The sequence below is a fragment of the Pedobacter sp. 01T416_2 genome (genome assembly GCF_056398925.1).
The window spans coordinates 1-2,534 of sequence record NZ_JBFTQI010000811.1 but is presented as its reverse complement, the minus strand read 5'-3'; the positions used below and the strand labels follow the sequence as shown (position 1 = coordinate 2,534).

1 protein-coding gene and 1 pseudogene are annotated in these 2,534 nt (G+C 38.9%); both read right to left on the bottom strand.

Annotation, left to right across the window (positions count from 1 at the left end; genetic code table 11):
- Positions 1-222: pseudogene (locus AC1DPQ_RS24395) on the bottom strand (hypothetical protein); the annotation flags it as partial.
- A 111-nt stretch (positions 223-333) separates the two neighbouring features.
- Positions 334-2,534: RelA/SpoT family protein (locus AC1DPQ_RS24390; protein WP_477611149.1), on the bottom strand; the 2,201-nt coding region annotated here is incomplete at its 5' end.

Here is a 2,534-nt window from a genome sequence, read left to right as displayed (position 1 = left end):
ATTATACATATTACAAAATCCATTTATAATACTATCGATTTCTAAGTTTGAAATGTTTTTAACTAATATGAGTTTGTCATTTTTACTTTCTATTTTTTGTAAAAATTCTTTTGAGGGTCTTGCAGTATTATTATCCGGTTCAGTTTGTTGGTTTAGTAATTTGGTTTTAATTAGATAAAACGCAATAGCTACTAATATGATTCCAATAATTAAAGATTGCATCTTCATYTTAAGTATGGGTAGGGTTTTTAATTGCCATTATGCGCAAATTCCTATTTATGCAGTCTGAACTGCTTACTAAATTCTGCTATACTACTCAGGACTTCGGACTAATTAGGCATCAAACCTCGTTACTCCTGTAACACCTCTAACTTTTAATAAATTTTTAATCAGGTTTTCCAGGTGCTCGGTATCGTTTACGAAAATCATAATCGAACCATCAAAAATCCCTTCGTTAGTATCCACAGTAATTGACCTCATATTTACTTTAAAATCGGTAGAAATAACCCTGGTGATGTTATTGATCAAACCTACATCATCAATGCCTACAATGCGTAAGCCGGTTAAGAAAGTTAATTCCTGTTGTTTGTTCCATTTGGCTTTCACCACGCGATAACCATAATTGGCCATTAGCTGCGCAGCGTTAGGGCAGTTGGTACGGTGTATTTTAATCCCTTCACTTACGGTAACAAAACCAAAAACATCATCACCAGGGATTGGATTGCAACATGCGGCTAGCGTGTAATCTATTTTTTGCAGGTCTTCTCCAATGAGCAAAATGTCATTTTCCGAGCCCTTCATTTTGGTTTTAACGATGTCTACCGTTAGGTTTTCAGGTCGCTCCGGTCCGCGGTTTTCAACTTCTTTCTCACTCGACAGATACTCTTTTATATCTTTCAGCTCGATTTTTCCTAAAGCAACATTAACAAAAAGCTCTTGTGTAGAAGGCAGTTTAAAGAAATAACTTAGCTTTTGTAGATTGTCGGTATTGTAGGTGATTTTTAAAGATTTCAGCTTCCTTTCTAAGATTTCTTTCCCATTTTCGGCAATTTTCCGCTTTTCTTCTTTTAAAGATGATTTAATTTTCGATTTAGCCTTGGCAGTAACCACCACATTTAGCCAATCTTCTTTAGGTGTTTGTTTGCTTGAGGTGATAATCTCCACCTGATCGCCATTTTGAAGCTTATACGAAATAGGAACCAGTTTGTGGTTCACTTTAGCGCCTATACAGGTTGCACCTACGTCGGTATGGATCTCGAAAGCAAAATCTAATGCGGTAGCGCCTAATGGCAACTGGATCAAGGCGCCTTTTGGCGTGAAAATAAAAATTTCATCCGAGAAAAGGTTCATCTTGAAATCGTCAAGGAAATCTAAAGCGTTGGCTTCAGGATTGCTCAGCATTTCGCGGACTTTCTGGATCCACTGATCCAGGCCGTTATCGTTACTCGATTCTTTGTATTTCCAGTGTGCAGCAAAACCTTTCTCTGCAATTTCGTTCATGCGTTGTGTACGGATCTGTACCTCAACCCATTGCCCGCGTGGCCCCATTACCGTAGTATGCAAACTTTCGTAGCCATTTCCTTTTGGTGAGGAAACCCAATCGCGTAAACGATCCGGATTTGGGCGGTATAAATCGGTAACAATAGAATACGCTTTCCAGCAATCGGCCTTTTCATTTTCAGGTGCCGAGTCCAAAATAATCCGGATGGCAAAAAGATCGTAAACCTCTTCGAAAGGAATATTTTTCTTTTTCATCTTGTTCCAGATGGAGTGGATTGATTTGGGTCTGCCATAAACATCGGCCACTAAGCCTTGTTCGTGAACAATTTCGTCAATCGGTTCGACGAATTTTTTGATGAAAAGCGCACGTTCAGCTTTTTTCTCGTTTAATTTTTTTGCAATGAATTTGTAAGTGTCAGGGTCGAGATATTTCATCGAAAGATCTTCCAACTCTGATTTTATGGCATATAAACCCAATCTATGGGCTAATGGTGCATATAAATAAATGGTTTCTGAAGCGATTTTAAGCTGCTTGTGGCGGGGCATAAAATCCATTGTACGCATGTTATGCAAACGATCGGCAAGTTTGATCAGGATTACCCTCACATCATCTGCCAGGGTAAGCAGCATTTTACGGAAATTCTCAGCCTGTAAAGAGCTATTGGTATCGAAAACGCCAGATATTTTGGTTAAACCGTCGATAATTTTAGCGGTTTTCTTGCCAAATTCGCGTTCAATATCTTCTAAAGTGATATCGGTATCTTCTACCACATCGTGTAATAAGGCACATACAATAGAGGTTGTTCCTAAGCCAATTTCTTCAGCGGCAATCTGCGCTACAGCAATGGGGTGGTAGATGTAAGGTTCGCCAGACTTTCGGCGCATATCTTTATGGCTCTCCAGTGCCATATCGAAAGCTTTCCTGATTTCTTTTTTATCGCCCTTTTGTAAAGTAGATTTGCTTGCCCGTAGTAATGCCCTATATCTTTTTAGAATCTCTTGCTTTTCCGCCTCTAAATCAATCACTAACTCTG